At 66.3% G+C, this 24,912-nt stretch carries 13 protein-coding genes; 10 read left to right on the top strand and 3 right to left on the bottom strand.

Going from position 1 to position 24,912, the window contains the following annotated elements; all coding sequences use genetic code 11:
- Nucleotides 1-266: 266 nt before the first annotated feature.
- On the top strand, nt 267-2,504 hold the full coding sequence (gene glyS, locus AC1PLS_RS20385) for a glycine--tRNA ligase subunit beta (RefSeq protein WP_184435004.1): 2,238 nt from the start codon (nt 267-269) through the stop codon (nt 2,502-2,504).
- Nucleotides 2,504-4,093: a tetratricopeptide repeat-containing sulfotransferase family protein gene (locus tag AC1PLS_RS20380; protein ID WP_184435001.1), complete on the top strand. Its 1,590-nt coding sequence runs from the start codon at nt 2,504-2,506 to the stop codon at nt 4,091-4,093. Before glyS ends, AC1PLS_RS20380 begins: the two co-directional genes overlap by 1 nt.
- Nucleotides 4,094-4,309: 216 nt before the next feature.
- Here AC1PLS_RS20380 and AC1PLS_RS20375 read toward each other — a convergent pair whose 3' ends face one another.
- A complete protein-coding gene (locus AC1PLS_RS20375; RefSeq protein WP_184381546.1) occupies nt 4,310-7,000 on the bottom strand; it encodes a TonB-dependent receptor domain-containing protein in 2,691 nt (896 codons plus the stop codon).
- A 239-nt stretch (nt 7,001-7,239) separates the two neighbouring features.
- Here AC1PLS_RS20375 and AC1PLS_RS20370 point away from each other — a divergent pair, with 239 nt between their 5' ends.
- The 5 genes from AC1PLS_RS20370 (at nt 7,240) to AC1PLS_RS20350 (ending at nt 14,265) form a co-directional block, all read left to right on the top strand.
- Nucleotides 7,240-9,021 (top strand): autotransporter assembly complex protein TamA, encoded by a 1,782-nt coding sequence (locus AC1PLS_RS20370; RefSeq protein WP_016903873.1) that lies wholly within the window; start codon nt 7,240-7,242, stop codon nt 9,019-9,021.
- Nucleotides 9,018-12,878 (top strand): translocation/assembly module TamB domain-containing protein, encoded by a 3,861-nt coding sequence (locus AC1PLS_RS20365; RefSeq protein WP_184434998.1) that lies wholly within the window; start codon nt 9,018-9,020, stop codon nt 12,876-12,878. The genes AC1PLS_RS20370 and AC1PLS_RS20365 overlap by 4 nt, the downstream gene beginning before the upstream one ends.
- Nucleotides 12,879-13,162: 284 nt before the next feature.
- A complete protein-coding gene (locus AC1PLS_RS20360; RefSeq protein ID WP_184434995.1) occupies nt 13,163-13,597 on the top strand; it encodes a hypothetical protein in 435 nt (144 codons plus the stop codon).
- A 10-nt stretch (nt 13,598-13,607) separates the two neighbouring features.
- Nucleotides 13,608-14,057 (top strand): 3-dehydroquinate dehydratase, encoded by a 450-nt coding sequence (locus AC1PLS_RS20355; protein WP_046345097.1) that lies wholly within the window; start codon nt 13,608-13,610, stop codon nt 14,055-14,057.
- Entirely contained in the window at nt 14,038-14,265 is a 228-nt protein-coding gene (locus tag AC1PLS_RS20350) for a hypothetical protein (protein WP_016903869.1), read from the top strand. The genes AC1PLS_RS20355 and AC1PLS_RS20350 overlap by 20 nt, the downstream gene beginning before the upstream one ends.
- 90 nt (nt 14,266-14,355) lie before the next feature.
- On the opposite strand, the gene AC1PLS_RS20345 is transcribed toward AC1PLS_RS20350, so the two are convergent.
- Entirely contained in the window at nt 14,356-16,086 is a 1,731-nt protein-coding gene (locus tag AC1PLS_RS20345; protein ID WP_024937591.1) for an outer membrane protein assembly factor BamB family protein, read from the bottom strand.
- 551 nt (nt 16,087-16,637) lie between these two features.
- Nucleotides 16,638-17,222 (bottom strand): gluconokinase, encoded by a 585-nt coding sequence (locus tag AC1PLS_RS20340; RefSeq protein ID WP_126965090.1) that lies wholly within the window; start codon nt 17,220-17,222, stop codon nt 16,638-16,640.
- A gap of 158 nt (nt 17,223-17,380) precedes the next feature.
- On the opposite strand from AC1PLS_RS20340, the gene AC1PLS_RS20335 reads away from it, so the two are divergent.
- The 3 genes from AC1PLS_RS20335 to AC1PLS_RS20325 all read left to right on the top strand — a co-directional run bounded on the left by AC1PLS_RS20335 (nt 17,381) and on the right by AC1PLS_RS20325 (nt 24,835).
- The gene (locus AC1PLS_RS20335; protein ID WP_184434992.1) at nt 17,381-18,763 is read left to right on the top strand and encodes an MFS transporter; all 1,383 of its coding nucleotides are present in this window, start codon (nt 17,381-17,383) and stop codon (nt 18,761-18,763) included.
- A gap of 2 nt (nt 18,764-18,765) precedes the next feature.
- Entirely contained in the window at nt 18,766-21,180 is a 2,415-nt protein-coding gene (locus AC1PLS_RS20330; protein WP_439655022.1) for a GH36-type glycosyl hydrolase domain-containing protein, read from the top strand.
- Between the two features lie 205 nt (nt 21,181-21,385).
- Nucleotides 21,386-24,835 carry a hybrid sensor histidine kinase/response regulator gene (locus AC1PLS_RS20325; protein ID WP_184381440.1) on the top strand — a complete coding sequence of 1,150 codons (3,450 nt, stop codon included), beginning with the start codon at nt 21,386-21,388 and terminating at the stop codon, nt 24,833-24,835.
- Nucleotides 24,836-24,912 lie beyond the last annotated feature (77 nt).

The following is a 24,912-nucleotide window of genomic DNA, read 5'->3' as shown; positions in this document are numbered from 1 at the left end:
GTTGGGGTGAGGGGACGGAGGCGCAGTCCTCCTGCACCCAGACTCCACAGAGCTTCGCCGGTCCCCTCATCCGCCCCTTCGGGGCACCTTCTCCCGGTGGGAGAAGTGACCAGCAGACCCCTCTCCCCCCGGGAGAGGGTTGGGGTGAGGGGACGAGGTGTAGCCCTCCTGCACCCAAACTCCACAGAGCTTCGCCCGTACCCTCATCCGCCCTTCGGGGCACCTTCTTCCGACCGGAGAAGGGAACACGTAAAGGTCCACGTCTTATGAGCGAACAACTTCCCCTGCTGATCGAACTGGGCACCGAAGAGCTGCCGGTCAAGGCGCTGCCGGGTCTGGCGCAGGCTTTCTTCGATGGCGTGCTGCACGGGCTGGAAAAACGCGGCGTCGCAGTCACCCGTGGCGGTGCCAAGCCGTTGTCCACACCGCGCCGCCTGGCGGTGCTGCTGCCGGGCGTGGCCACCGAGCAGCCCGAGCAGCGCTCCGAAGTACTGGGCCCGTATCTCAACATCGCGCTGGATGCCGAGGGCAAGCCGACCAAGGCGCTGGCCGGTTTCGCCGCCAAGGCCGGGATCGACTGGACCGCACTGGAGCGCACCAGCGACGCCAAGGGCGAGCGCTTCGTGCACCGTGCGGTGACGCCGGGCGCGCGCACCGCCGACCTGCTGCCCGACATCCTGCGCGAAGCCATCGCCGCGATGCCGATCCCCAAGCCGATGCGCTGGGGCGCGCACGAATACGCCTTCGCACGGCCAGTGCAGTGGCTGGTGCTGCTGTTCGGCGACAGCGTGGTTCCGGCCGAGCTGCTGGGCGTGCGTGGCGATCGCCTCAGCCGCGGGCACCGCTTCATGCATCAGGGCGAGGTATCGCTGGCGGCACCGGGCGACTACATCGAGGCCTTGCGCGCGGCGCATGTGCTGGTGGATGCGGACGCACGCCGTGCGCGCATCGTCGAAGAGGTCGAAGCCGCCGCCAGGCAGGCCGGCGGCAGCGCACGCATCAGCGACGACAACCTGGAGCAGGTGGTCAACCTGGTCGAATGGCCGTCGGCGGTGCTGTGCAGTTTCGAGCGCGACTTCCTGGCGGTGCCGCAGGAAGCGCTGATCGAAACCATGGAGATCAACCAGAAATTCTTCCCGGTACTGGACGACGGGGGCAAGTTGACCGAACAGTTCATCGGCATCGCCAATATCGTCTCCAAGGACGTGGCCGAAGTCGCCAAGGGCTACGAGCGGGTGATCCGTCCGCGCTTTGCCGATGCCAAGTTCTTCTTCGACGAGGACCTCAAGCAGGGCCTGGAGGCGATGGGTGCGGGCCTGGCCAGCGTGACCTACCAGGCAAAGCTGGGCACGGTGGCCGACAAGACCGCGCGTGTGGCGGCGCTGGCCGAAGCGATCGCGCCGCAGGTGGGCGCCGATCCGGCGCAGGCGCGTCGCGCTGCGCAGCTGGCCAAGAACGACCTGCAATCGCGCATGGTCAACGAATTCCCGGAGCTGCAGGGCATTGCCGGGCGTCATTACGCCAAGGCCGCCGGCGAATCGAGCGAGATTTCGCTGGCCATCGACGAGGCCTACCAGCCGCGTTTTGCCGGCGACGACATCGCACTGTCGCCGCTGGGCAAGGTGCTGGCGATTGCCGAACGGCTGGATACCTTGGCCGGTGGCTTTGCGGCCGGTTTGAAGCCGACCGGCAACAAGGACCCGTTCGCGCTGCGGCGTAATGCCCTGGGGTTGGCGCGGACGGTGATTGAGAGTGGGTTTGATCTGGATTTGAAAGAGCTGCTTGTAGAGGCTAGAAATCAGATCAATGTCCAAGCAAGTGCCAGACAATTACTCAAGACAGAAACTGCGATCACCAAAGCAAAAGATGCCGGTGCTGCCCTGCCGCCATCTGTTGAAAAGGACGCACACACCGCGTTGGCGCAGGCGGCTCAAGATGCAGAGATTTTTGACTTCATCCTCGACCGCCTACGCGGCTACTACGCAGACAAGGGCGTTCCTGCCACCCACTTCAACGCGGTCGCCGCACTGTTCTCGGTCGCGCCCGAGGGCGCTCCTACAGGGCTCGTAGGAGCGCACCTGGGCGCGACCCACGGCTCCCTCTACGACTTCGACCGCCGCATAGATGCGATCGGCATCTTCGCCACGCTGCCCGAAGCCGAAGCCCTGGCCGCCGCCAACAAGCGCATCCGCAACATCCTGCGCAAGGTCGAGGGCGAGATCCCCGGCGATATCGACACCAGCCTGCTGCGCGAACCGGCCGAAGAAGCCCTGGCCGAAGCGGTGGAAGCGGCCATCGGCGATACCGGCGATGCGCTGCACCGGCACGATTACGTCGCCGTGCTCGCGCGCCTGGCGCGGTTGCGCCCACAGGTGGACGCGTTCTTCGATGGCGTGATGGTCAATGCCGAAGACGCGCAATTGCGCGCCAATCGTCTGGCCCTGCTGAAGAAGCTCGGCGACCGCCTCGGCAGCGTCGCCGCCATCGAGCATCTGTCCAGCTGATGGCTGCGTCCGCCGGCGCGGTGCACTGGCAGACCGCGCAGGCCGCGTTGGCACGCCGCGACCTGGCTGTGGCGGCGTCTGCGTTGCAGGCGCTGCTGGAGGTGGAGCCGGCGCATGTGGCGGCCCGCGTGCTGCTGGCCGGCATCGTGCTGGCCAACGGCAGGATGCGCGAGGCGGTTGTGCAGCTGCGGCTGGCGGCAGGCGATCTGGGCGACGACGTGACGATGCGTTGCCGGGTGGCGCAGGCCTTGCTGCGCGTCGGCGAGCATCGCGCACTGCATGCCTTGCTGCGGCACCCGTCGGTGATGCGGTGCCAGGACGGCGCGACCTTGGCCCTGCTCGCGCACGTGCATCAATCCCTGGGCGAACATGTCGACGCACTGGCGATGATGCAGCGGGCGCAGGCCTGCGGATTCGATGGACCGGATTTCCGGTTTTTTCTAGCGGTGCAGTTGCAGTTCAATGGTCGCCTCGATGAAGCGGCGCAGGCGCTGGAGCATGCGCTGGCGCACACGCCCGGCTATGGCCGCGCGGCGTTGACGCGCGCGCGCCTGCGCCGGCAGAGCGCCAGCAGCAACCATGTGGCGCAACTGCGTCAACAGTTGCAGCTCGCCAAGCCCGACAGCGAAGATCGCGCCGGGCTGGCGTTCGCGCTGTACAAGGAGCTGGAAGACCTCGGCCAGACCGAGGCCGCCTGGGACGCGCTACAGCACGGCAACGCGGTGATGCATGCACGCCTGCATCACGACGCCGATGCCGAGGCGGCGTTGTACGCGCAGCTGGGTGCGTTGGCCGGCCAGGGCCTGTTCGCCGCGCAGCAAGCCCCCGTCGCACACGGCCCGCAACCGATCTTCGTGCTCGGTTTGCCGCGCTCGGGCACCACGGTGCTGGAGCGGATGCTGGGCAACCATTCCCAGATCGTGTCGGCTGGCGAGTTGAACGACTTCGGCCATCAACTGCGCTGGGGCGCCGACCAGGCCGGTCGCAGCCTGCTGGATGCGCGGCTGCTGCAGGCCTTGCCGACGCTGGACTACGCGCAGATCGGCGCGCGTTACCTGGAACAGACGCAATGGCGGGCCGGAACGGCACGCTGGTACATCGACAAGCTACCGGCCAATGCAGTGGCGATCGGCGCGATCGCGCGCGCCTTGCCGGGGGCATTGATCGTGCATCTGGTACGCGAGCCGATGGCGGTGTGCTTCTCCAATTACCGCGCGCTGTTCGGCGACTCCTACGCCTACAGCTACGACCTGCGCATGCTGGCGCGCCACTATCAGGCGTATCACGCCCTGATGGCGCAGTGGCGCGCGGCATTGCCGGGCCGGGTGATCGATGTGGATTATGCGCAGATGGTGCGCGATCCATCCGCGGTATTGCAGCAGTTGATGGCGCGCTGTGGGCTGCAGATCGAGCCCGGGCAGATCGATATCACCCGCAATGCGGCCGCGTCGGCCACGCTGAGCAGCGTGCAGGTGCGCGAAGGCGTGCATGGGCGCAACGTCGAAGAATGGCGGCGCTACGCCACGCAGCTGGAACCGCTGCGGCAGGCCTTGTTGCATGCCGGCCTGATCCAGACCGACGCACGCTGACAACGGCCAGCGAAACGACGCGGAGACGCCGCCGCGATGTATGCGCTATGCCCGCAATCGAAAACGCCTGGGTGTCGCCAGCCTCGTCGTGTCTGGCCACTCCAAGTTCGCCCACTCGCAGCAGCGGCGATCCCAAGCGCTCGATCCAAAAACGCTTGTCTCAAAACGCCAACGGCAGCCCCGTGGCTGCCGTTGGCAAATACCACCCTGGCTGACTCAGTGCGCGCCGAAACGCCAGTTGAGCTCCAGCATATAGGAGCGTCCGTAACCGGTGTAGTTGAAGATGTTGTAGTACGGATAGCTGCTGTAAGTGCGATCGCGCGGCGGCCGGGTGTCGGCCAGGTTGTTGACCGTGGCGGTCAGCGAGATGTCGTCGTTGACCGCATAGTCCAGCGTGGCATTGAGCGTGGTCCACGCACCGACCTTGCGTGCGCCTTCCACCGCATAGCCATCGGTGCTTTGCTGTGCGGTGAAGTTGGGCGTACGTCCGTAACGCTGGCCGAACAAGGTGGTGGTCCACGCATCCTTCTGCCAGGTGATCGAGGCATTGGTGATGCTGCGGAACTCGGAAGAGAAGAACGGCTCGCTCAGCAGGTCGCGCACCGGGTCTTGCGGGAACTGCTGACTTTCATGCTTGAGCGTGAGGTTGTATTGCGCGTCGAACACGAACAGGCCCCAGGAGTCGGTAGCCAGGTTGTAGGTCGCCTTGGTCAGCACGCCGGAGATTTCCTCGTTGGAAATATTGACCGGGTTGATGCGGATGTTGCTCAGGCGATTGGGTACCGGCGCATCGGCGGCCGTGCGATCGATGCGCGACAGCGCGTCGACGCAGGTCGGCGAGTTGATATCCAGGGCGCCGAGCCGGCAGGCCGATTCGTTCTGCAGCAGGGCATCGGTGCTCAGGTCGCTGACCTTGTCATCGATCTTGATGTTGTAGTAATCGGCGTTGACGCTGAAGCTTGCGCTCGGCGACCACACCACGCCGGCACCCCAGGACTTTGCGGTGATCGACTTCAGATCCGCATTGCCGGACCGACGGCCCTGGATGCTGGTGCCGCCATAGGTGCAGTCGGCGATCGGCACGTTGGGTTCTTCGAGTGCGCAACGGTAGTAATCGTTGACGCCCTGGAAGAAGCCGCTGTCGCCAGCGAAGGAAAACGCCATGTCCGGTGCCTTGAACGCAGTGGCGTAGTTGCCGCGGAACAGCAGCGAATCGATCGGACGGAATTCCAGCGCGGCCTTGTAGGTGAACTTGGAATCGCCGCCGCCGCCCTGGTTCTTGTAGTCGTCGTAGCGGCCCGACAGATTGGCGGTCAAGGTGCTCAGGATCGGCACCCGCATTTCGAAGGCCGCCGCCCAGTTCTCGCGCTTGCCGCTGCCCTGGGTGCCGGTCAGCTGGTAGAAGTCGCCAGCGATCACGCGTTGGTCGGTCGGGTTGGTCCAGTACTGATTACCGGCCTGCACCACACCGGCGACGCCGACCGCACCGGCAGGCAGGTTGAACAACTCGGTGTTGGTCAGCTGCAGGTTGACGTTCTGGGTCCAGGTCCGGGACTTGGTGCGGATTTCGTCGTTGAAGCTGCGGTACTGCGCCGGCGTCAAGGCGCGATAGAAGTTGGCATCGTTGGGTGAATAGATCGGGTAGCCGTAGTACTCGCCCTGCGGAGCGCCAAGGAACTGTTCGCGGAAGAAATCTTCGATGCGGTCGGCCAGCGGCCACTGCTGACGGCTTTCGATGCGATATTCCGAGCGTGCGTAGTAGGCATCGTAGGTCCAGTTGCTGGCACCCAGGCCGCCTTTCAGGCCAAGCGCGATGTTGTAGGAGTCGGCAGTCTGGCGGTCGTTGTTGAAGTTTTGATTGCCGGTTTCCTCCGGCGCAAAGATGCGTTGATAGCTTTCGAGCTGCTGGCTGTCCTGATTGTAGAAAAAACCACCGGTATCGGAGGATGTCTGCCAGAAGCGGGGGCCACTATTCACCTCGACCTTGGTGCGATTGAGCAGCAGGGTCGAGTACAGCTCGACGTTGTCGTTGAAGGCATAGCTCAGGTTGGCATAGCCGCTGGCGCTGCGTTCCTTGTTGAGGATGCTGGCGTAGCCCGGCTCGGTGCGGCTGCTGCAGAAGTTGCCGCGGTTGGCGCGGTTGTCGTACTGCACCGAGCCATTGAACAGCGGTCCCAATGCAGCGCAATTTTCGGCGCCCGGATCGAGATAGGTGGTGGGCAGGTTATGCAAGGCAATGCGTGAGCCGTAACGCAGGGTCGGGTCAGGATTGTCGCTGGTGGAATCGAAGTCGCGGCGCTGGTAGCCGTAGATCGGATCCTGATTGTTGAGCTGCAGGCCCCACACGATGTTGGCGCCACCGATTTCGTTGCCGCCGGTGAGCTGGAAGCGCTGGTTGTTGCCGCCACCCCCGTCGTAGGTGCCCATGCGGTAATTCATCTGCACGCCGTCCATGCGCTTCTTCAGGATGATGTTGACCACGCCGGCAATGGCGCTGGAGCCGTAGATCGAGGACTGGTTGCCCGGCGCCACGTCGATGCGTTCGACCATGCCCACCGGCACGCTGGCCAGGTCGACGAAATTGCTCTGGCCGTTGTAGAGCAATGGGTAATCGGCCATCGGCCGGCCGTCGATCAGCACCAGGGTGAAGCCGGGGTCCAGGCCGAGCAGGCTCAGCGATTTGGCGCCGGCAGTGAAGCCGCCACTGAACTGACCGTCCTGGACCGAGCCGGTGGCCATCGGTTGCGAGCGCAGCACGTCGTAGACGTCCTTGAAGCCGCGGCGCTGGATGTCCTGAGCGGTGATCGAAAACACCGGGGTCGCGGTTTCGACCTGGGACCGGGGAATCAACGACCCTGTCACCGTGACCTTGTCCAGTTGAGTCACTTCACCTGAATCCTGTGCCATCGCAAGCGATGGCATGGTCAGCGCGGTGCACACGGCGGTGACCAGCAAATGACGTTTCATGAAACGCACCTCTCTCTCCAAAGGTATGAACGGGCGCGCGGCAATCGGGGGGCCGCACGCAATGGGTGTCAACGAAACGTTAACAACGTACCGACTGTACCGAGTTCTATCCGATGCCGTATAGGCGTGTTTCTTCAGTTTTTTTGTCCCTTCACGCCCAGGCTGGGTATCCTTTGCCGATGCTTAAAGCCGCGTTTGCTCTCTCCCTGCTGTGCACCCTGTTCGTTCCGCTGCAAGCGGTTGCCCGGGCGACCATCGACAAGATCGAAATCAAGGGCTTGGACGACGACGCCGACGCCGAGATGATCGAGAACATCGAGGTCTCCCTGTCTCTGTATGAGGCCGTCGGCAAGGAGCAGGGCGAGTCGCGGCTGGAGTATCTGCTGGCGCAGGCCGAACGGCAGACGCGCGAGGCACTGGAACCGTTCGGCTATTACTCGCCGACCATCGAGCTGGCCGCGCCGCGCACCGGCGACAAGGTGACCGTGGTGATCACCGTGGAGCGCGGCGAACCGGTACGCGTGCGGCAGTCGCATATCTCCATCACCGGCTGGGCCGAGCAGGACCGTTACCTGGGCCAGGATCTCAAGCAGTTCGAACCGCGCGAAGGCCAAGTCTTCAGCCATCCGCAGTACGAAGCGAGCAAGGTGCGCATCACCCGCCGGCTGGCCGAGCGCGGTTACTTCGATGCCGACTTCACCCAGCGCCGCGTCGCGGTGACGCGCGCCGAGCACGCCGCCGATATCGATCTGAACTGGGACAGCGGCCGCCGCTACGACATGGGCAAGGTGCGCTTCGACTACGACTACTTCCGTCCCGGCCTGTTCGAGCCGCTGGTGTATTGGGACGAGGGCAGCTACTACCACGAAGGCAAGCTGGATCGCCTGCGCGAGTCGCTGACCAAGCTGGATTACTTCAGCACCATCGACATCCAGCCCAAGCCGGAAGAAGCCGACGACCAGGGCCGGGTGCCGGTGGATGTGAAGCTCACCCGCGCCAAGCGCACCGTCTACACCTCCGGCTTGAGCTACGGCAGCGAGAGCGGCGCCGGTGTGCGTGGCGGCGTGGAGCGCCGCTACGTCAATTCGCGCGGCCACAAGATGGACACGCAGCTGGATTACGCGCAGAACCGCAAGAGCCTGACCACCAGCTACCGCGTGCCGGCGTTCCGCTGGCTGGATGGCTGGTACACCGCCTCGGCGCGGCTCTACGACGAGCAGACCGAATACATCGACCTGCGCAACGTCAAACTCACCGGCAGCCGCAGCGGCCAGATCAACGAGCGCTGGAGTGCGATCGCCTCGATCAACGCCTTGCGCGAGCGCTGGCGGTTCAGCAGCGGCAGCGATTTCACCGATGCGGTCTACGAGACCTCCACGCTGATCTATCCGCAGTTGCAGGTCAATTACGTCAATGTCGACGATCGCCTGTTCCCGCGCAGTGGCGTGTCCGGGCAGGCGTTCATCCGCGGCGGTGCAGAAGGCGCCGGCTCGGATACCAACTTCGGCCAGCTCTACGGCCAGCTGCGCTGGTTCCTGGGAGCCGGCGACAACGGCCGGGTGATCCTGCGCGGCGAAGGCGGCACCACCTGGACCAGTGATCTGGTGGCGATGCCGCCGAGCCTGCGCTTCTTTGCCGGCGGCGCCAACAGCATCCGCGGCTATGCCTTCCGCGAAGTGGGCCCGCGCACGCCCAAGCCGGACGAATTCGCGCTCGGTGCCAAGAACGTGGTCACCGCCAGTGCCGAATACGAGCATTACCTCAAGGGCGGCCCCTGGGGCGGCGCGGTGTTCGTCGATAGCGGCAGCGCCTTCGACGACACGCCCGACTGGCACACCGGTATCGGCTTCGGCCTGCGCTGGCGCTCGCCGGTGGGCCCGGTGCGCGTGGACATCGCGCATGGCCTGAACGACCCCGACTCGCAGTTCCAGCTCTATATCGATATCGGGGCCAACCTGTGAGTACGCCGACGCCTACGCCACCCCCCGCACCGCGCCGCGCGCGTTTCTACCGCCGCCGCCGGTTCTGGGTGGGCTCGGGGCTGACCGTGCTGGGCCTGGTGTTGCTGGCGCTGATCGCGGTGTACTGGCTGCTGCAGACCGTGGCCGGGCGCGATGTGTTGCTGGCGCAGGTGACCGCGCGGCTGCCGGTCGGTGCCACCTTTACCTATGGCAAGGTCGAGGGCCCGGTGGCCGGCCCACTGACCCTGCGCGATGTCGATTTCCGTTATCAGGACATCCACTTCACCGCCGAGCGTGTGTACCTGGAACCGGACCTGCGCCCGCTGCTCGGGCGCAAGCTGCAGCTGGATGCGGTGCAGGTCAGCAATGCCAGCCTGAATCTGGGCAAGAGCGATGAGCCGTTCACGCTGCCGAGCTGGCCCGAATCGCTGCCGCAGATCAACGTGCCGCTGGCGATCCAGGCCGACAAGATTGACGTGGAGAACCTGCGCATCACCCAGCTGCAGCAGCCGATGATCGTCCTGCACAAGGTGCAGGGCGGGCTGGAAGTGGCCACCGGCGAACTGCGCACGCGCAATCTGGTGGTCGATACCGACATGGGCGACTTCCGCCTGCACGGCGACTACGTGCCCAACGACGATTACCGCGCCGACCTGACCGCCACCGCCGTGCTGCCGGCCGCGCGTGGGCGCACCCCGGCCAGCCTGGGGCTGGTCGCACGCGGCGATCTGGACAAGATGGAAGTGGCCATCGCCGGCCGCGCGCCGGCACCGCTGCAGGCCAGCCTGGTGTTCACCGGGCGCGACGATCCGACCTGGGCCTTCAAGGCCGTCACCGACGCGCTGGATACCTCGCTGCTGACGCCGGCCACCAATGGGGAGTACGCCGCCCCGGCCACACCGATCGCGCTGAACCTGCAGGCCTCCGGCAAGGGCGGCAACGCCGACCTGCAAGGCAGCGTCAAGCAGGGCGAGCTGAGCGCCACCTTGCAGCCCTCGCACATCAGCCTGCTGGACCAGGTCATCACCGTCGAACCGTTGGTGATCGATGCCTTCGAAGGCCGCGCGCAGTTGCGTGGGACTGCCGATTTCCGCGACACGCAGAATCCGAGCTTCCGTTTTGCGGTCAACGCCAGTGGCCTGCGCTTCACTCCGACGCCGGACCCAGCCACCCCCGATGCGCCGGTGGTGCCGGTGGAATTGGTCGATGCGCGCCTGGGCGTGGCCGGTAACCTGAAGGCGTGGGCGGCGATCGGCCGTGCCACGCTGGAGCGCGACGGGCAGCAGGCCGCGCTGGTGTTCGACAGCCGCGGCAACGATCAACGTGCGCAGCTCAAGCAGGTGCAGGCCAAGACCCCGGGCGGCTCGCTGGATCTCACCGGCGAGGTGGGCTGGACCCCGGAGCTGCAGTGGGATGTCACTGCCCAGCTGGCCAAGTTCGATCCGGGCTACTTCGCGCCGGGCTGGAACGGCAATCTCTCCGGCAAGGTCGCCTCCAAGGGCCGCCAGTTGCCGGCACCGGCCGGTGGCGTGTCGCCGGGCTTCGAGGCCACGGCCGATATCCCGAGCCTGACCGGCCAGCTGCGTCAACGCGCGCTGTCGGCCAACGGCAAGTTCGCCCTGCGTGGTGAACAGGGCGAGGGCCAATTGCAGCTGTCGCTGGGCAATAGCCGCATCACTGCCAAGGGCAAGGTCGGCGACCAGCTGGATATCGCCGCGCAATTGCAGCCGCTGCAGCTGGACGATGTCTTGCCCGGCGCCACCGGCACGATGCGCGGGCAGCTGCAGGTCAGCGGCCGTCGCGACGCGCCCGACATCACTGCCGACCTGGTCGGCAATGGCTTGCGCTGGAACGACTACAGCGCGCAGAGCATCAGCTTGCGCGGGCGTTTGCCGTGGCGAGGCAGCGACGGGCAGCTGGCCTTGCAGGGCACGGCGATCGAAGCCGGCGTGGTGCTGGACAGCGTGCGCATGCAGGCACGCGGTGCGGTGGAAGCGCTGCGCCTGGATGCCGATATCGCCAACAGCATGGCCAACGTCGCGCTGCAGGGCGATGTCCGTCGCAATGGCGAGCGTTGGCAAGGCCAGGTCGCCACGCTGCGGATCGCACCGGCCAAGGGCGATGCCTGGGCGTTGCGCCAGCCGGCGCAGTTCAGCACCGATGGCGCCGCGTTTACGCTGTCCGACACCTGCCTGGGCGCGGCCACCGGCGGCGCGCTGTGCGCCAGCGCCAACTGGCCGCGCGAGGGCATGGTGGTGCACGGCGATGCGCTGCCGCTGTCGCTGGTGCAGCCGTGGTTGCCCAAGCAGGAAGGGCGGCAGATCTATCTGCGTGGCGATTTGTCGCTGGACGGTAGCTTCAAGCCGCGCGGCAATGCCTGGGAAGGCTCGTTCCGCATCGCCTCGCCCGAAGGCGGCATTCGCCTGGGCGAAACCCGCTACGCCGCAGTAGCCGGCAACCCCAATCGCGGCGAGTTGCTGCGCTACGACCAGTTCAGCGTGCAGGCCGATTTCACCCCGCAGCAGATCCAGGCCAAGCTCGGTATCGGCTTCCAGGGCGCCGGCTTTGTCGATGCCAAGTTCAACACCGGCTGGGATGCGTACGCGCCGCTCAACGGCGAGCTGTATCTCAACATGTCGCGGCTGTACTGGCTGGAGCTGGTGGTGGCCGATGTGGTGCGGCCCAAGGGTCTGGTCGAAGGCCATGTGAGCCTGCGCGGTACTCGCGACAAGCCGCTGCTGGGCGGCGATGCCACCCTGAGCGATTTCACTGCCGAATATCCGTCGATGGGTTTGACCCTGAGCGAGGGCAAGGGCCGCTTCGACGCGCTACCGGATGGCTCGGCCAAGATCACTGCTTCTGCCAAGTCGGGGCAGGGCACGCTCAACATCGATGGCGGGCTGTCGTGGTTCGGCACCAGCACGCCGTTGCTGCTGAATATCCGCGGCGAAAACGTGCTGGCCTACAACACCAGCGAGTTGCGCATCATCGCCAACCCGGACATGCAGTTCGGCATCACCGACAACACCATGCAACTGCGTGGCAAGGTCACCGTGCCCGAAGCCGACATCGACCTGGAACGCCTGGATCGCGGCACCTCGGTATCCGAGGACGTGGTGGTGCTGGATCCGGTGGATCCGGAAGAAGCGCCCGCTTCGCCGCTGGATATGGACCTGGCCATCGTGCTTGGCGACAAGGTCAACATGAGCGGCTTCGGCCTGAAGGGCGGGCTGAGCGGGCAGATGCAGATCCGCGCCCGCCCGGGCCGCGAAATGACCGCCAACGGCGGGCTGGACGTGCGCGGCCGCTACAAGGCCTACGGCCAGGATCTGACCATCAGCCGCGGCCAGCTGACCTGGAACAACAACATCGTCTCCGACCCGCGCGTGAGCCTGCGCGCCGAGCGCAAGGTCGGCGATGTCACCGCCGGCATCGACGTCAGCGGCCGTGCCGAATCACCGCGCGCCGATGTGTGGTCGGAACCGGCGATGTCGCAATCCGAAGCGCTGTCGTACCTGGTGCTCGGCCGCGGACTGTCCACCGCCAGCAGCGACGAAACCCAGCAGGTCAGCGCGGCCTCGGCTGCCCTGTCGGCCGGCAGCAGCCTGATCGCCTCGCAGATCGGCGCCAAGCTCGGCCTGGACGAAGCCGGCGTGAGCGAATCCAGCACCGTCGGCTCGGTCGTGGGCTTCGGCAAGTATCTCTCGCCGAAACTCTACGTCGGCTACGGCGTCTCGATGGTCGGCAGCGGCTCGGTGCTGACGCTGAAATACCTGCTCAGCCGCGGCTTCGACATCGAAGCCGAATCCAGCACGGTGGAGACCAAGGGCTCGGTGAACTGGCGGCGGGAGAAGTAGCCGCCCGCCGTGCATCGGCGCATCGACGGTGTGTGGTGTTGTATTGCGTCAGGTCAGGACATGACGCAATGCGGATGTCCAGGATGAGGCCGTGCGTCAGGCATGGCCAGGTCGAGCGCTGCGGTGATCTAGAACCGGCGCGCGACGTTGCGGGGCAGGGCACGCCCGGCATCGGGTAGGCATTACGCACTCTTTATGCCCGCACGCCAGGGTGCAAATAGCCTCTTTATGCCCGGCAGGCCTACCTTGGCACTCCCGCACTGTGGTGCGTTGAGTCGAACACGATGTGTATCCTGATTTTGCAAGGTCCGCAGGCCGATCCGGCGCAGGTGGCGCCGCTGCAGCTGCCCGAGTGTGCCGGACGTGCGTTGCGCACGCTGGCGTGTGCCGATGTCGATGGCTTGATCGCCGGCTTACAGGCCGCCGGTGGTGATGCCGAGGTGGAGCTGGTGTTGCTGGATTCGGGTGATCTGGCGCCGTCGGAGCGTGCGCAGGTGCATGCGAGCGCATTGCGTGCTGCACTGGATGCGCTGTCTGCGCCGTATATCGAGCTGCACACCGATGCCGACCAGGAACTGGAGCCATGGCTGCATCCGCAGCATGCACCGCTTGCGGTGGTGATTACGCCGCACGATGCATCGCGCGCCTATGCGATGTCGTTGGGCATTGCCGCGCGTTGTCTGCCGTCGCTGCGCGCGCCCCTGCGCGCCGCTGCCTGAGGAAGCCGCCATGTCGATCATGATCGTGCGTGGGCCGGAGGCAGCGATGCCGCTGGTGCGTGGGCCGCAGCCGTTGCCGCGGGCCGTCATTCGGCAGCTCGTGCAATGCGCCGGCGACGCGGGCAAGACGGTGGCCTTGCGTGCCTGCGGGTCGGAGCAGGAGCTGCTGGATGCCTTGCGCGTGGCCGGGCAGGCGCGGATGGAAATCGCGTTGATCGATCCGGGCAGCTGCGTGGACAGCGCGCGCCTGCACCGTGTACTCAGCGCGTTGCCGTACCCGTTCGTGGAGGCTCACGACGATAGCGTGGACCGTCCGGAGCGTTGCCTGCCGGAGGGGTTCGGGCAGCGCATTGCGACGGTGCGCGGTTACTGCGCGCAGAGCTATCTGCTCGGGCTGGAAATCGCGTTGGAACATCTGGGCTGCACGGAGATCCAGGGCGATGTCCACGTCGGTACCTGAGCTGCGCCAGCTGCATTATTTCGCCGACTACGAGGGCTATTGCGACGGTCGGCCGGTGCTGTGGGGGCAACTGGCCCATAGCGTGGACGTGCCTGCCGATGGCGTGCTGGATGCCGCCGGGCTGGTCACTGCGTTGCGCCGCCGTGCGGCAGAGGCGCATGGGCTGGAAGCGGGGCAGATCCGCCTGTGCCAGGTCACGCGGCTGTAGCGGCGTGACACACAACGACGCCACCCGAAGGTGGCGCCGTCGTTCTGCCGTGATTGCGCGTCGCTCGCCGCAGATCACATGGGTTGACGCTTACTTGGCCGGGCTGGCCTCCGGCACGAACTTGGTCAGCTGGTTGGCCGTTGCGGCTGTGCCGAAGTTGAAGCGGCCGTAGCCGGCGCCCCAGTACAGCGCACCGTCCACGATGGCCGGCGAGCTGATCACCGAGCCGGTGGCGTCGTGGTTCCACAGCGTGGCGCCGGTGTCGGCGTCGAGGGCGACCATGTTGCCGGCCATCGAACCGGCGTAGAGCAGGTTCGGCGACACCGTCAGCGAGCCCTGGCCGCCGGCCGGCACGTTCGGATTCACGCGGTTGATGCCGGGCACCTTGACCTGCCACTTGATCCTGCCGGTGGCGGCATCCAGCGCTGCCCACGAGCCGCCGTTGTGGCTCTGGGTATTCGCAGGCCCCAGCGTATAGGTGGCGTTGGAGCTGTTGTTGATGGCCACATAGACCTGCGACTTGTACGGATCGAACGCAGTGCCCCACTCGACGCCGCCAGTGGTGCCGCCGGGACCGACCTGGGTCGACCAGACCTTGGCACCGGTCTTGGCGTCGAAGGCCCAGTAGATGCCGCTCTTCTGCCCTGCGCCGACCAGCTGCTGGGCCTTGCCATCGCGCCACACGGTGAACAGCTGCACGCCTGCGCCGCCGAAGTCGTAATCAGGGCCGGTCAGGTTGGTTGCCTGGGTGTTCGGGCACAGGCCATTGGTGGGCGCCACGATGCACGACAGGTTCCAGGCGTCGTAGCCTTGTGCACGGTCGGCCCAGACCAGCTTGCCGGTGTCCAGATTCAGCGAGATCACCGAGTCGACGTAGTTGTCCGGCGCCATGCACGCCAGTTCGTCCTGCACGGTGAGTTCACTGCCGCGATAAGAGCGTGCGTTGGACACGCAGTTACCCACGCTGGCGGGAATGTTGTAGTTGTTGCCGGTGCCGAAATACAGGCGGCGGTTGATCGGATCGATCGCCACCTGGCCCCACACCGATGCACCGGTATAGCCCTCGGGCACGTTGTAGAACTGCCACACCTTCTTGCCGGTGTTCAGATCCAGCGCCACCACGCTGCCGCGGAAACTGAAGGTGTGGGTCGGGTCCAGGTTGCCCCAGTCGCCGGAGGACACGGGCACGTACACGCGGTTGCCGTAGATCACCGGCGAGGAGGTGATGCGCGCTTGCGGGTTGGCTTCGGCGGTGGTCTTCCACAGCAGCTTGCCGGTCTTCTTGTCGATCGCCAGCACGGTGCCGGCGGCCTGGTCGCCGACGATGATGCTGTTGGCACTGATGGCCGGCGTGTTGCGCGTCACCGAGTTGGCATTGCCGGTGTAGTCGGACAACTTGGCCTGCCAGTTCGGTTTGCCGGTCTGGGTGTCGACGCTATACAGCGTGCCGCCCCAGTCGGGCACATACAACGTTCCACCTTCCACGCTCGGCGTGGCCGAGATGTCGCCGGTGGTGGTCAGGGTCCAGGCCGGCTTGAGGCCTTTGACGGTGGTGCGGTTGATCTTCCACTCGCCCGGCGCGAAGCGCTGATTCAAGTAGCCGCCGCCGGCGGTGGTCCAGCTGGTGGGGCTGGCAAATGGCAGCTGATTGCCGAAGCTGCGCCAGATCTGGCCGGAGCGTGCAAAAGCCTGGGTATCCAGCGACGACACCGACTGTTGTGCGGTTGCGGAGCCGGCCTGGGCGAAAGCCACTGCGCTGGCAAGCAGGCAGGGAACGAGCGTCAAACTGCGAAATCGCAAGCGGCGAATTGAATTTGTCATCACGGCATGTCCATAGATGGAAGGAAGCGCTGGATCCCCCCGGATCTGCCGAGTGAAGATGGCCGATTGTGGCGACCGTGCAACACACGCACCTTTCCGCATTCATTCAACGGTCGGGTCCGCTCGCATCTGGTGCCACCAGCTCGAAAAAATTGCGTTCAAGGTGTTCGCTATTCGCACAAATGCTGATGATTCATCACGATCGGCGCCGCTGCGATAGGAAAAATGATTGGCCGCGATGCATGCGTATTTGCATGCAAATCAATGGTCTACAAAAAGTAACCAGGAAATGTTGCGCCACCTTGTGAGGTTGGCCACGGTGTCGAACACAGCCCCTCTTCCTGCGTGGCGAGAAGGCACGGTTTGCGCGCCACCGGCGCGCGCGCCTTGGAGCGCCCGCGTCGCGGAGCGGGGGGTTGGGTGAGGGTACGGTGCGAAGCTTCTGTGTCGTCAAAATGCACGAGGCTTCGCGCGTCCCCTCATCCGCCCCTTCGGGGCATCTTCTCCCGCTGGGAGAAGGAAACAGCCAGGTAGCTGCGTTATCCGGCGCGTTATGCGCTTTGCGGCGAGGGCACGGCGGTGTGCGCTGCAGCGGGAGCGATCAGCGCCAGCTGCGCGATCGCATCCTGCACCACCTCCGCCACCGTGGTGTCCACATCCACCGACACCACATCGGCTTCGTCCAACGGCAATTCCAGGGTCTGCAACTGGCTGTCCAGCAGGCTGGCCGGCATGAAGTGGCCGGCGCGTGCGCTCAGGCGCGCGGCGATCACGTGCGGGGCGGCGTGCAGGAACACGAAGCGGATCGGAATGCCGCTGCGGCGCAGCAATTGCCGATGTGTGCCGCGCAAGCCCGAGAACGCGAGCACCACCGACTCGCCTGCCTGTACGCAGTCGCGCAAGGTGGCCGCCAGCAACTCCACCCACGGCAGACGCATCGCATCGGTGAGTGGCTGGCCGGCGGCCATCTGCGCGCGTGCGGCCACGCTGTGGTAGTCGTCGGCGTCCAGAAAACGGTAGCCGTAATGCGCTGCCAGCGCCTGCGCGATGGTGGTCTTGCCGCTGCCGGAAACGCCCATCACCACGATGGCCAGGGGCGAAGCGGACGCGGGTGTAGCGGGGGCGGCGGTGTCCATCACGTCAGGTTATATCTCCGGATCGATTCGGCATTTTGCCGGATTTCATGTTGGCGGCAGTCGATGCGTGGTGTAGCGTCGGCGCTCCTCGCCAGGTGAGCGGGCCGCCCAGCGTAACGGCGCGCTCGGCCGGGTTCAACGCACTCCAAGGTCTGCCGATGTCGTCATCGCCTGCAACGTCTCCTGCATCGGCGCGCCTGCGCTGGCGCGAAAAACTGGGCTACGGCGCCGGCGATCTGGGCCTGAATCTGTACTGGGCCAACATCTCCGCCTTCCTGTTGATCTTCTACACCGACACCATGCATCTGCCGGCAGCGGCGGTAGGCACGATGATCCTGTTGACCAAGATCGCCGATGCGATCGCCGATCCGGCGATGGGTGCACTGGCCGATCGCACACGCAGCCGCTGGGGCAAATTCCGCCCGTATCTGTTGTGGGGCGCCGTGCCGATGGCGGTGACCGGCGTGCTCGCCTACACCACGCCTGCGCTGGATCAGAACGGGCGCATGTGGTGGGCCACGATCAGCTTCCTGGTGATGATGCTGGCCTACACGGTGGTGAGCATTCCGTACTCGGCATTGTCCGGCGTGATCACCGCCGACAGCAGCCAGCGCACCAGCTTGATCAGCCTGCGCTTCATCGCCGCATTCGCCGGCACCACGTTGGTGAATTACTGCACGCTGGATCTGGTGGCCTGGTTCGGCGCCGGCAACGATGCGCTGGGCTGGCAGCGCACGATGATGCTGTACGGCGCGGTGGCGGTGGCGTTGTTCGTGACCGTGGCGTTGACCACGCGCGAGCGCGTGCAGCCACCGCCGCAGCAGCGCACGCCGATCCGCCGGGATATCGCCGACCTGCTGCAGAACAAGCCGTGGTGCGTGCTGTTCGTGCTGTCGCTGATCATCATGATCACCATTGTCATGCGCGGTGGTGCGGGCGTGTATTACCTCAAGTACTACGTGCAGCGGCCGGACCTGACCGGGCTGTTTCTGGGTGGCTATTCGGTGTCGCTGGCAGTGGGCGCGGCGATCACGCCGTTGCTGACACGGCATTGGGACAAGCGCCAGTTGATGACCGCGCTGATGGCGGTGGTGGGCGTGTTGAGTTGCCTGATGTTTTTCATTCCTGCCGACGCGGTGTGGGCGATCTTCGCGCTGAACATGTTGATCGGGCTGGCACTGGGGCCGAAGTCGCCGCTGGCATTTTCGATGTATGCCGACAGCGCCGACTACACCGAATGGCGCACCGGCCGGCGCGCCACCGCGATGACCTTCGCCGCCGCGACCTTCTCGCAAAAGCTCGGTGGCGCGCTGGCCTCGGCCGGCATCGCCTGGGTGCTGGCGGGCATGGGCTATGTGGCCAACAGTGCGCAGTCGGCGGGGTCGTTGACCGGCATCGTGCTGCTGCTGACGGTGATCCCGGGCGTGGTGGCGCTGCTGGCAGCCTGGACCATGCGTTTCTATCCACTCGATGATGGCCTGTTGCGCCGCATCCAACACGAACTGGCCGCGCGCAAGCGCAACGAACAGGAGCACCGCTGACCGTGTCTGCACTCTCCCACGCCGATTCCAGGTCCACGTCCGACGACGATCTGTCCACGTTGCTGGCGCCCAGCGCCGACGGCACGCGTTATGCGCTCTACAGCCCCACCGCAATGCCGAACGCGGGCGGGTTCCTGTGGAACCGCCGCATGATGCTGCAGCTGACCTGCCGTGGTTACGCCACCGGGCAGTTCATGCAGCCGGAGCCGGCCAAATACGCGCATGCGCCGCTGCTGGAAGCGCGCAACTTCATGATGCCTGAGCAGCCGTACTACGCGCATCATCCCGGGCGCTTCTTCTATCTCAAGGACGAAGACAGCGGCGCGTTGTATTCGGTGCCGCACGAACCGGTGCGTGCAACGCCGGAGCAGTTCGCGTTTTCCGCGGGCAAGCACGATGTGCGCTGGCGGGTGCGCCACGACGGCATCGTGGTGGAGCTGTGCGTGGCGTTGCCCACCGACGATGCAGTGGAGCTGTGGGAATGCCGCGTGCATAACCAGTCCGGGCGTACGCGCCGGCTCAGCCTGTATCCCTACTTTCCGATCGGCTACATGTCGTGGATGCATCAGGGCGGCGCTTACGAGCCGGCGCTGGGCGGCATCGTCTGCCGTAGCGTGGCGCCGTACCAGAAGGTGGACGACTATTTCCGTCAGCGCGATTTCAAGGACTGTACCTTCCTGTTGCACGAGCAGCCGCCGGTGGCCTGGGATGCGCAGCAGATGGCCTTCGAAGGCGAGGGCGGCCTGCATGCGCCCTCGGCCATCCAGGCCGAGCAGCTGGGCAACAGCGATGCGCACTACGAGAACCCGGCCGCCGCGTTGCAGTATCGGCTGACGCTGGACGCCGATGCGGCAAGTGTCTACCGCTTCGCGTTCGGGCCGGCCAAGGACGATGCGGAAATCGCCGCGCTGCGTGCGCGTTATCTGTCCGAAGCCGGCTTTGCCGCCGCCGCGCGCGACTACGCGCAGTATCTGCAGGGCGGGCAGGGTTGCGCGCAGATCGCCACGCCCGATCCGGCCCTGGACAACCTGGTCAACCATTGGCTGCCGCGGCAGGTGTTCTATCACGGCGACGTCAATCGCCTGACCACCGATCCGCAGACGCGCAACTATCTGCAGGACCACATGGGCATGGCCTACCTGCAGCCGGCCACCGCACGTGCGGCGTTGTTGCACGCGCTCTCGCAGCAGGAGCCCAGCGGTGCGATGCCGGATGGCATCCTGCTGGTGGAAGGCGCCGAGCTCAAATACATCAACCAGGTGCCGCATACCGATCACTGCGTGTGGTTGCCGATCTTCCTGAGCGCCTATCTGGCCGAAACCGGCGATGCCAGCGTGCTCGATGCGGTGGTCCGTACGCACGATGGACAGGCGCTCAGCGTGGCCGAGCGACTGGATGCAGCGATGCAGTGGCTGCTGGACGCGCGCGATGCACGTGGCTTGAGTTTCATCGCGCAGGGCGATTGGTGCGACCCGATGAACATGGTCGGCTGGCGCGGCAAGGGCGTGTCCGGCTGGCTCACCGTGGCCACCGCGTATGCATTGCGGCTGTGGTCGGGCATCTGCGCAGCGCATGGGCGAAGCGCGCAGGCGGAGACGTTTGCGCAGGCCGTGCAGGCGATCAACGCCGATGCCAACCGCGAGCTGTGGGACGGCAACTGGTATGCGCGCGGCATCACCGACGATGGCGTGCGCTTCGGCATCGCCGAGGATGTGGAAGGACGCATCTATCTCAATCCGCAGAGCTTTGCGCTGCTGGCCGGCACAGCCGACAGCGCGCAGCGCGCGGCCTTGCTGGAGGCGGTGCGCGAGCAGCTGCATACGCCGTACGGGCCGGTGATGCTGGCCCCGGCCTACACGCACATGCGCGATGACGTGGGGCGGTTGACGCAGAAGTGGCCGGGCGCCGCGGAAAACGGCGCGGTCTACAACCACGCGGCGGCGTTCTACCTGTACAGCCTGTACCAGATCGGCGAAGCCGACCGCGCCTGGGAGATCCTGCGCGCGCTGCTGCCCGGCCCCACCCGCGAGGACGTGCTGCAGCGCGGCCACCTGCCGGTCTCGCTGCCCAACTACTATCGCGGCGCCTGGCACCAGTACCCGCGCACGGCCGGGCGTTCCAGCCAGCTGTTCAACACCGGCACGGTGGCCTGGGTGTATCGCTGCGTGCTGGAAGGGCTGTTCGGCCTGGTCGGCGAAGGCGATGCATTGGCGATCCGCCCGCAGCTGCCCTCGCACTGGTCGCAGGCCCGGGTGACGCGCCAGTTCCGCGGCGCGCAGTTCGAGGTGACGCTGACGCGTGAACCGGGGCGGCGCGACATCGAGGTGCTGGTGGACGGCGAAGCCTGCCCGGACCAGCGCGTGCACGGCATTGTCGCCGGACGCACTTATGAGGTGCAGGTGCGGCTACCGGGCTGAGTGGCGCGTCCGCGGCGCTTGATTGGGGGCAACTGCGATAACTGCCAAGCTGCTGTAGGAGCGCGCTTGCGCGCGATGAGGCTTTCCCGCCGGTGCCCTGTCGCGCGCGAGCGCGCTCCTACGCACGTGCGGCCAGGCGGGCTGTTCCCCACTCCCGATTCCCCACTGCGTAAACTCCCCGTTCGCATTGGCCTAGGAACGCCCCTTGGTATCAAGCTGGATCCTGCTGCTGGTCTCCGTCGGCTATGCCGTGCTGCTGTTCGGCGTGGCCTGGTGGGGCGACCGTCGTCCGCTGTACCCGGAGCGGCCGTGGCTGCGGCCGGCGGTCTACAGCCTGGCGCTGGCGGTGTACTGCTCGTCGTGGACCTTCTACGGCGCGGTTGGCTCGGCGGTGCGCAACGGCATCGGCTATCTGCCGATCTACCTGGGCCCGCTGCTGTTGCTGCTGTTCGGCTGGCGCATCATCGAGCGGCTGGCGCTGATCGCCCGCGCCGAAAACACCGTCTCCATCGCCGATTTCATTTCCTCGCGCTATGGCCGCTCGCGGCGGCTGGCGGCGCTGGTGGCGGTGATTGCGCTGGTCGGCATCGTTCCGTATCTGGCGCTGCAGTACAAGGCGGTGGCGATGAGCCTGGAGGTGCTGACCGGGCATAGCAGTGCCGGGCGCGGCATCCTTGCCGATCCGGCGTTGTACGTGGCGCTGTTGATGGCCTTGTTCGCCACCTTGTTCGGCACCCGCCAGGTCGATGCCACCGAACACCACCGCGGCATGATGCTGGCGATCGCGCTGGAGTCGGTGATCAAGCTGATCGCCATCGTCGCGGTGGGCCTGTTCGCCTGGGTGTGGCTGAGCGACCACCAGGTGCCCATCGCCGACTCGGCGCGCACCTTGTTCGAGCACACTCCGTCGGTGGGTTTCATTTCGCAGACCTTGCTGAGCTTTCTGGCGGTGATCTGCCTGCCGCGCCAGTTCCATGTGGCGGTGGTGGAATGCAGCGACGTCGGCGACATCCGGCGCGCGCGCTGGTTGTTCGGTGCGTACCTGGTGATCATCTCGGCGATGGTGGTGCCGATCGCGTCGGCCGGCGTGGCCTTGTTCGGCAAGGGCAGCACGGTGGTCGACGACGCGGTGGTGCTGGCGCTGCCGCTGAGCCAGGGCAACACCGTGCTGGCATTGGTGGCCTATGTGGGCGGGTTCTCGGCCGCCACCGGCATGGTGATCGTGGCCAGCATCGCGTTGGCCACCATGGTCAGCAACGACCTGGTGATGCCGGTGCTGCTGCGCCGCCGCGGCAGCGCCGATGCGCGCGCGGCGGTGGCCTCGCGGGTGTTGTGGATCCGCCGCGTCGCCATCCTGTTGCTGGCGCTGATCGCCTACGGCTACCACCGCAGCGTGGCCAACGACACCACCTTGGCAGCCTACGGCCTGATGGCCTTTGCGGCAGTGGCGCAGTTCGCCCCCGGCGTGATCGGCGGGTTGTACTGGCGCGGCGCCAGCCGCAAGGGCGTGGAGACCGGCATGGTGCTGGGCTTCATGACCTGGATCTACACGCTGCTGCTGCCGGCCGCCACGCGCGCGGGCTGGCTGCAGCCGGACTGGCTGGTGGACGGGCCGTTCGGCATCGCCTGGTTGCAGCCGCAGCAGCTGTTCGGCATGCGCGGCTGGGACCCGCTGGCGCATGGCACGTTCTGGTCGCTGCTGATCAATGTCGGCGCGATGATGCTGGTCTCCGCACGCTGGCGCCCCGGAGTGGACGAACGCCTGCGCGCCGCGCCCTTCCTGGACCCGTATGCACAGCGGCCGGCGGTGGCCGGCGACTGGCCCGGGCATGTGCGCGTGGCCGACCTGCAGGCCCTGGCCGAGCGCGTGGTGGGCGAGCGGCATGCGCACCGCGCCTTCGTCGACCAGGCGGTGCTGCTGGAGCGCGAGCTGCAACCCACCGTGGTGGCCGACCGCGCCTGGGTGCAGTTCACCGAACGCCTGCTGGCCGCCTCGATCGGCGCGGCCTCCGCACGCCTGGTGCTGACCAGCCTGTTGCGCGGCTCGGGCATGGACCTGGGCGAGGTGGTGGCGGTGCTGGACGAAGCCGGCCAGGAGCTGCGCTTCAATCGCGAGATCCTGTCCACCACGCTGGAAAACATCAGCGCCGCGGTCAGCGTGGTCGACCCGGAGATGCGCCTGACCGCGTGGAATCGCCGCTATCAGCAGCTGTTCGGCTATCCGGACGGCATGCTGTATGTCGGCCGCCCGGTGGCCGATCTGATCCGCTACAACGCCGAGCGCGGCGAGCTGGGCGAGGGCGATATCGAAGATCAGATCGATCGCCGTATCCGCCACATGCGCGCCGGCTCGCCGCATGTATTTGAGCGCACCCGCAGCGACGGCAAGGTGATCGAGATGCGCGGCCAGGCGCTGCCCGGCGGTGGTTATGTCACCAGCTACAACGACATCACCGACTACAAGCGTGCCGAACGCGCGCTGCTGGACGCCAACGAGAACCTGGAGCAGCGCGTGGCCGACCGCTCGCGCGAGGCCGAGCTGGCGCAGCAATCCAAGACGCGCTTTCTGGCCGCGATCAGCCACGACGTGCTGCAGCCGCTCAATGCCGCGCGGCTGTTCGCCTCGGCGCTGCGCGAGAGCCATCAGAACAACGAGGAACAACGCCATCTGGCCGAGCGCGTCGATGCCTCGCTGCGTGCGGCCGAGGAGTTGCTCGATGGCCTGCTCGACGTCTCGCGGCTGGATGCCGGCGGCCTGCGGCCCACGGTCGAGGATTTCGATGCCAGTGCGCTGATGCACGAACTGGCCGCGCAATACGCGCCGGTGGCTTCCAGCCGCGGCCTGCAGCTGCAGGTGCATTGCCGCCCGTTGTGGGTGCGCAGCGACCGCCGCCTGCTGCGCCGGGTGATGCAGAACTTCCTCGCCAATGCGCTGCGCTACACGCGCCAGGGCCGCATCGTGCTGGGCATGCGCGGACGCGGTGAGCACGTGGAGCTGCAGGTGTGGGACACCGGCCCGGGCATTCCCGAGCACCACATGCGGCAGATCTTCGAAGAATTCCGCCGCTATCAGCAGCCGTTCGACTGGGGCGAGCAGGGCCTGGGGCTGGGCCTGTCGATCTGCCAGCGCATCTCGCGCCTGCTCGACCACGACCTGAGCGCACGCAGCCAGGTCGGCCGCGGCAGCATGTTCTCGATCCTGCTGCCGCGCGTAGCGGCGGTCCCGCTGCCGCCGGTGCTGCCGGTGGCCGTTGCACGCGCGCTACCCAGCGGCGATTCGCTGGCGGGCCTGCGCGTGCTGTGCGTGGACAACGACCGCGAGATCCTCGACGGCATGCGCGCCCTGCTCGGTCGCTGGCAGGTGGAGGTGATCACCGCCAGCACCGTGGATCAGGCGCTGGAGCGCGCGCGCGAACAGCCGGATCTGATGCTGGTGGATTACCACCTGCACGACCGGCTCGATGGCCTGGACACGCTGGATGCGCTGCAGGCCGTCGCCACCGCGCCGATTGCCGGTGCCCTGCTCACCGCTGACGGCCGCGACGAACTCAAGCAGCTCGCGCGCGCGCGTGGCTACCGCCTGCTGACCAAGCCGGTGAAGCCGGCCTCGTTACGCGCGTTTCTGAGCGCGCATCACGATGCGAAAACGCGCTGAGCGGTGCGACTGCAGCGTAGGAGCGTGCCTGCGCGCGACGAAGCTTTATCGGTAACGCCCGGTCGCGCGCAGGCACG

The organism is Xanthomonas sp. NCPPB 3218 (genome assembly GCF_056725185.1).
The sequence above is the reverse complement of the archived record's forward strand: the minus strand, read 5'-3'. Positions and strand labels throughout refer to the sequence as shown.

Coding starts and splice junctions, on each gene's coding strand:
- glyS (WP_184435004.1), top strand. CDS start 267: ATGAGCGAACAACTTCCCCTGCTGATCGAACTGGGCACCGAAGAGCTG.
- AC1PLS_RS20380 (WP_184435001.1), top strand. CDS start 2,504: ATGGCTGCGTCCGCCGGCGCGGTGCACTGGCAGACCGCGCAGGCCGCG.
- AC1PLS_RS20375 (WP_184381546.1), bottom strand. CDS start 7,000: ATGGCACAGGATTCAGGTGAAGTGACTCAACTGGACAAGGTCACGGTG.
- AC1PLS_RS20370 (WP_016903873.1), top strand. CDS start 7,240: ATGCTTAAAGCCGCGTTTGCTCTCTCCCTGCTGTGCACCCTGTTCGTT.
- AC1PLS_RS20360 (WP_184434995.1), top strand. CDS start 13,163: ATGTGTATCCTGATTTTGCAAGGTCCGCAGGCCGATCCGGCGCAGGTG.
- AC1PLS_RS20355 (WP_046345097.1), top strand. CDS start 13,608: ATGTCGATCATGATCGTGCGTGGGCCGGAGGCAGCGATGCCGCTGGTG.
- AC1PLS_RS20350 (WP_016903869.1), top strand. CDS start 14,038: ATGTCCACGTCGGTACCTGAGCTGCGCCAGCTGCATTATTTCGCCGAC.
- AC1PLS_RS20345 (WP_024937591.1), bottom strand. CDS start 16,086: ATGACAAATTCAATTCGCCGCTTGCGATTTCGCAGTTTGACGCTCGTT.
- AC1PLS_RS20340 (WP_126965090.1), bottom strand. CDS start 17,222: ATGGACACCGCCGCCCCCGCTACACCCGCGTCCGCTTCGCCCCTGGCC.
- AC1PLS_RS20335 (WP_184434992.1), top strand. CDS start 17,381: ATGTCGTCATCGCCTGCAACGTCTCCTGCATCGGCGCGCCTGCGCTGG.